The organism is Microcoleus sp. A003_D6, assembly GCF_036702825.1.
Taxonomy (GTDB): domain Bacteria; phylum Cyanobacteriota; class Cyanobacteriia; order Cyanobacteriales; family Microcoleaceae; genus Microcoleus.
The window spans coordinates 1-5801 of sequence record NZ_JAUBWA010000223.1 but is presented as its reverse complement, the minus strand read 5'-3'; the positions used below and the strand labels follow the sequence as shown (position 1 = coordinate 5801).

General features: G+C 42.4%; 5 protein-coding genes. All 5 read right to left on the bottom strand.

The window, feature by feature from the left end:
- Positions 1 to 74: 74 nt before the first annotated feature.
- Positions 75 to 572: a DUF4435 domain-containing protein gene (locus tag QUB70_RS31400; protein WP_332985677.1), complete on the bottom strand. Its 498-nt coding sequence runs from the start codon at positions 570 to 572 to the stop codon at positions 75 to 77.
- The gene (locus QUB70_RS31395; protein ID WP_332985676.1) at positions 569 to 1915 is read right to left on the bottom strand and encodes an AAA family ATPase; all 1347 of its coding nucleotides are present in this window, start codon (positions 1913 to 1915) and stop codon (positions 569 to 571) included. Before QUB70_RS31395 ends, QUB70_RS31400 begins: the two co-directional genes overlap by 4 nt.
- A 206-nt stretch (positions 1916 to 2121) precedes the next feature.
- Positions 2122 to 3363, bottom strand: a complete 1242-nt coding sequence (locus QUB70_RS31390; protein WP_332985674.1) for an exonuclease SbcCD subunit D — start codon at positions 3361 to 3363, stop codon at positions 2122 to 2124.
- Positions 3364 to 3472: 109 nt separating this feature from the next.
- Positions 3473 to 4048 (bottom strand): Uma2 family endonuclease, encoded by a 576-nt coding sequence (locus QUB70_RS31385; protein ID WP_332985673.1) that lies wholly within the window; start codon positions 4046 to 4048, stop codon positions 3473 to 3475.
- Between the two features lie 88 nt (positions 4049 to 4136).
- Positions 4137 to 5411 carry an ATP-dependent DNA ligase gene (locus QUB70_RS31380; protein WP_332985672.1) on the bottom strand — a complete coding sequence of 425 codons (1275 nt, stop codon included), beginning with the start codon at positions 5409 to 5411 and terminating at the stop codon, positions 4137 to 4139.
- Between the last annotated feature and the right edge of the window lie 390 nt (positions 5412 to 5801).

Sequence of the window (5801 nt, the reverse complement as noted above, 5' to 3'; positions counted from 1 at the left end):
AAGCTTATATTATCAAGGGACTCGCGAGTTCCTTCATCTTTCTAAATGCTGTTTTCTTACTTTTTCAGCAAGCCCTAATTAAACTTTAACGAAGCCCATCGTAAATAACCAATGACTTTAGCACTTTCCAGTAAAGTCTGGCGAATATCTTTACCAAAATCCTTGACTTTTTGTTCGGAACCATGTTCGGAAAGAACTTTTTCAAGTGATGGCGATTTCAGCAGCATAGTTTCAAGATCGTGAGTATCAGTTAATAGTAAGTTAGGATTAGAGTTAACAGTACCTTCCAGTATCCAAAAATCAGCATCAACAATAGCTAAAACACCAGCAAAGTTATCTTTTTCAAGGATATTGAGCACTTTTACGGCATTGTCCTTATTATGGGCATTTTCCACACGACAGTTTGTAGAGTCTACCAAGTTTTTCCACACCCGCGCATCTGTATCTCCCTCCGCAATTAAAAAAGAACCGCTATATTGTTTATCGGTACGTAACAGACGAATTTGGGTGGCAATGTAGTGGGGAGAAAATTTATAATTTTGCAAATCTGGAGAAGAAGTAGGTTCTATCATGCAATTTGCCCTTTTAATCCCACTGTCAAATCCCAGCGATCTTCTATAATACCTGGAGCATGAGTTGCTATCAGCACGTCAAAGTTTGCCAGTTTGATGATTGCTTGCAAATCTGTGAGGAACTGCACTTGCCACGCTACGTGTAGCGAAAGTTCTGGTTCGTCAATGAGAATTAGCGAATTAGGTTTGACATTGAATAACAACTCGTAAAGCATCACCAATTCATGCTGTTCCCCAGAAGATAAATCGGTAGGTGACAAAGGCTTGCCGTCGAGAGTGGTAAATGTAAAACCCTTTTCTTTGTCGATTTTAATAGTTTTATAAAGAAATCGCTGTGTGATTATTTTTTGAAACAGCTCTATTTTAGTGGCAAGTTCGTTAAAGATACTGAATTTTTTTTCTACATCTTCAATATAAACTGACAGAATATTTTCGGTTGTCATATCTATATGTTCTGGTACTTGAAAATCAGAATTGTCGCCTATATCTAAAAGACCATTTTCTATAAAACGAGAACGCTTTTGGTCAATTTCATTTAATTTGTTGCTGAGCGTTTCTTCTGTTAAATTATAGACATTTTTTTTGTTAACAACTCTGGCAGGAAAAGTTCTATCAAGAGATTGAGACAATGCACCGTATTCAGCTAGTTTTGCTTGAATATTTTTTGCCAGTTCCTTAGAATATGTATCAACTGAGGAAATCATTGATGGAGGTTCCCAACCTACCCATCCTTGAGGTATATCTGAAAGATATAACAAACGCTGAGATTCTATAAAACTAACATGGAAAGAGTGTTTTAACTCTGACAACCAGTTTGGTTCTTGTTTGACAATTTTAAAATCTTCATCCCGTAAGCGATCGGATCGTTTACGAACATCTTCTAATGGCATTGTTCCTGTTCCGATCACTATTCCGAGTTGTTTCACCATTAGCTCTAGCTTTTTACTTGTTAGCTCTAAGTTTTTTAGCTGCGCCTCAAGAGCCTTAAGAGGATCGTTTGAATCAGGTGATGATAAGTTTGGTGAGAATATTTTTGCTTCCAAGTCACGATTAAGCAATTGAACCGTTAACTCTTGGTGGTGTTCATTATCACTGGTTTGTTTGAAAAATTTAGTTATTTGTAGGTGACTGCAATCATCAAAATCTACTCGAAATTCGGCAAAAGGAATACTGAATAGTTCAGAGTATTGGGAATTAAAAAATCCATCGATCAACCTGAGCAAGGCTGTTTTCCCAACTCCATTTGGTCCGTGAATAATCGTGATTCTATCTTCCATGTTCAAGGAAACCGGATGATTGAAAATCCCAAAAAGCTTAGTAACGGAAATCTTAGTGATTCTCATGTTTGCCTCTGATGAAACATTGCAATAGTCGCTGCTTTGATTTTACAGCATACCCATCCGAATATTTGCTTTTATTAGGGTAACGGAAAAATTATAGCAGATTGCAGATTGATTAAGTATATCTTAGAAACCATAAATCGGGGCGGGCAAGATGCCCACCCCACAAGATTAGTTAGAAAACCGGGCGATTTAAACCACCATCTTGTCTAAAATTCCACCAAAACTTCCTCCGGGCCGCCCAACAAACCCTGCGCCGCCTCTAACATACTCTCCGCAACATCTTTCAAATCTTCGCGACTTGCCAGATAAGTTTTCAAAGCGTCTAACGGTTCTATACTATTATTAGCATTCAATTCTGGCAACCGCGGCCTTGCTAGCTGACTGACTAATTCCGGTTGAATTGTGTAGCTGTGCGCTTCGCCCAGAAGTGCGTGCAATTCTGCGTTGTCGATTAAATCTAATTGTTCCGATCGCAATTGGTAGATCAATCTCACAACCGCGTCTGCGAGTTCCTTCTTCCCAATAGCTTTCACTAACTCGGCTTGCGGGTTTTCCGATTCCGAAACATTCACTTTAATAGTCTGAAACACTCGCACGGGCAAAGCACAAAATTCCCACTCTGCTTTCCCCCGTTCCAAATTAACTAACACAAAACCTTTATCTTCTTTCTCTTCGCTAAAATCAACTCGTTCGATACTTCCGGGATAAATTACGGGCGGATTGTTGGATAAATTTAGATTTTGGTGTTTGTGAACGTGGCCGAGAGCAACGTAATCGAAACAAGGGCGAGTTAGCATGGAAACGGGAATGTTAAAACCTTTGCCAACTGCTAAAAAACGCTCTGCACCTAAACTCGCTTTATCTGCCATTAAATGCGCTAAAAGTACGGTTGGTATTTCGGGGTTGAGGCGGCGGATTTCGCCTTCCATTGCGATCGTCAGTTTTTCGGTTAATAATTGGTTAACATCGCCCATAGAAAGGCTTTCAGTCTCGGCACGTGTCATTAAGGTCGATCGCGTCAACCAAGGCAATGTTACCACCTGTACGGGGCCGCTGCGGGTTTGAATCAGGTGAGTTTCCAGGCGATCGCCTACAATAAACTTAGGTATTCCCAAAGTCCGATAAATCCCCAAACTCGCGCCGCCTTGTCCCTGAGAATGTTGGTCGTGATTTCCTACTAGCAAAACCGTCGGAATTTGCGCGTCAACCAAGCGGCTGAATTGGCGAGCAAAAGCCTCTTTTACAAACGGTGGAGGCGTCGAATCCGGGAAAGCGTCGCCGCCGAATACGACTAAATCTACGGGTTCAGAAATTGCTCTATCCATACATTTGCTCAGCGTCGCAGCGAAGTCTTCCAAGCGTGTATTTAAGCCTGTTTCGGGATTGACGCGCCCGTGGGAAAAGCCGCTTCCCATGTGAATATCTGAAAGGTGCAGAATTTTAATCATTGTTTTTTCTATGGGTTAGCTATCATTTCGGTTCCTAGTGAGGACTTCAGTCCTCAGAAGAAGGACTTGCATTCCTCACTGCGAACCAAAGAAAGTTTTTTTTCCTACATCACAATATGATGCCCGGTACTTTTTGATAAACTTGTGCGATCGGGCAGCGAAAATCTATACTCATTAACTCTAACTCATCTCCTTGTCGGTAAGTCTGAGAAACCCAATTTCCCTCAGCATTGAGTCTAAAACATTCAATTTTTATTTCGGATTGAGTGATTAACACGTATTCTTGCAAACTCGATGCAGTTTGGTAATCGACAAATTTATCGCCCCTGTCAAAAGATGCAGTTGAGGGCGACAATACCTCAACTATCAAAGATGGATATAAAATGAAGTCTTCAGTAGAACTTGTATCTCTTTCGTCGCAAGTCACCGCTACATCAGGATAGTAATAACAATTCGCCTCTTCCAGTCGGGCTTTTATATCTGATGAAAGAACTAAGCAGGAACTCTCGCGCAGATGATTGTTAAGCAAACTTGCTAAGTTTACTGAAATAACAATATGAGGTTTTTTTGCCCCCGTCATTGCATAAACGTGTCCGCGTCTGTATTCGTGTTTGATGGGACTTACTCGCTCGCCTTCTAGGTACTCTTCTGGCGAGATGTAGAAATTATTTTTGCTAACAAACATTGATGTTTCCTCCGATATTTTTATTTGACACTATTGGTTAATAATCGCATACCCGGCTGGGAAACGGCACGGCCGTTTCCCTACAAATTTAACAAAACTCCAGAAATCGTGCGTGCCATAATTTGCCACTTTCCGTCAAACCCTGCGATCGCACTTTAATTTTGACACTTTTGGGGTTAGCCTCGTAGAGTCGGGCAATTTCCTGCATTTCCTCCCCGCTAAAACCCGTTCCCACGGTTCCTACTGGGACTAATTTGCCATCAATTTCTTGCGCTACTTTGACGGCGCTAAACGGCCGCCCCGCAACTTTTGTCGCCGTCAAACCCACAACAAACAAATCGTGTTCCTGACAGTATTTAGTCCTCACCATCGGAAATTTCTTAACATCTTTGCCGCCGACATAGCGGCAGTTGTGCAAAATCCAAACTTCTCCTTCTCTGTTTTCAGCTTCCTGTTGATTCGCCAGTAAAAGTTTTTCGGCTGCGGTGCGAAATGTCGGTACAACTTCAAAGGCTGGGGATAAATTCGCCAGCATTTCGCCAACTTCAACTCCCGCTGCAATTCGTTCGGATTCTGCCACGGTAGTTAAATCATTGCCTTTGAAAAACAAACATTTAAAAATGGCATAAATAGCGCTGGGCTGGGTTGTCGGAAAACCGCTTTCAATATTAACTGTAGCAGCTTGCGCGCCCGTGCGGTGTTCGCTGCCCGTACAGCTTTTGTAATACAGTTCGCCGTCTAAAACAAAGGTGCCAATTTTAGCTGCTGTGTCGATTAATGTGCGATCGATCTCAATTGATGCTTGCTGTCGCAGGTTAGTCGATCGCGATTGGTAGTATACTCGCTCTGGCGTCGCGATGACAACCACTCGATTGCCGTCGCGCTTCGGCTGCCCCCAATAATCGGGATTTTCTATATAATAAGAACGATCGCTCGGCGCGTCAACCGGCTGCATCGTTACTATCCTTCCCGGCTGCAAATGCGGTGGCAATTCGGGAACTGTTGGATTGTTGACAGTCTCTATTTTGGCGGCTTTTGATTTTGTAGCAGGAGCAAGATTGGTGCTAGAGTTGTTTGGAGGATTCAGGGCGATCGGCTTTTCTCCGGTTTCCAATTCAAACGCTTTTTTCCAAAATCCGATCGCCATTTCCGGGTATCCTTCCGACTCCGCGCAGAGTGCAAAACCGATAACTTTTGCTGTACCGATGCCGCGTCCGTAATCAGCCAAATACTGCACGGCCCCCGCTTCACCCATCAAGTGCAATCCTCGCGTGACGATGCGATTGTTCCAGCGTTCTCGAATGTCGGCGCTAATTTTCTTAGCTGCTTTTCGCTTTGCTTCTGCGTATTCGGTGCAGTCCATGCTGCCTCCTTTTTGTAGGGCTACTTAATATACTATACTAAAGCTTGATTTATTAGTCAAGTTTAAGTTTACAATTAGGTGGTGTGAATAAATTTAACTTTTTCATTTGTGAACTAGATTTATTTTTTTACCGCAGAGGCGCAGAGGACACAGAGGAAGAGAAGAAAGAGAGGGATGGGTTGTAGTGTTTTGATTGTCAAGGGCGGTAATCTGTTCGCTGCCAATGCTAAGATAACTTCGATCGCGCATTGCGACCAATAAAGCCGTGATACCAATTTTTTATGAGGCTGCATAGAATCCGATCCCCCCTAGCCCCCCTTAATAAGCTATGCTTTATAAACATCTTTCTTAACAAAAAAGTTGACAAAAGTAACTACTTATGTAAGAGCG

Bases quoted from the DNA above. Each gene is read 5' to 3' on its own strand.
- QUB70_RS31400 (WP_332985677.1), bottom strand. From the start codon at position 572: ATGATAGAACCTACTTCTTCTCCAGATTTGCAAAATTATAAATTTTCT.
- QUB70_RS31395 (WP_332985676.1), bottom strand. From the start codon at position 1,915: ATGAGAATCACTAAGATTTCCGTTACTAAGCTTTTTGGGATTTTCAAT.
- QUB70_RS31390 (WP_332985674.1), bottom strand. From the start codon at position 3,363: ATGATTAAAATTCTGCACCTTTCAGATATTCACATGGGAAGCGGCTTT.
- QUB70_RS31385 (WP_332985673.1), bottom strand. From the start codon at position 4,048: ATGTTTGTTAGCAAAAATAATTTCTACATCTCGCCAGAAGAGTACCTA.
- QUB70_RS31380 (WP_332985672.1), bottom strand. From the start codon at position 5,411: ATGGACTGCACCGAATACGCAGAAGCAAAGCGAAAAGCAGCTAAGAAA.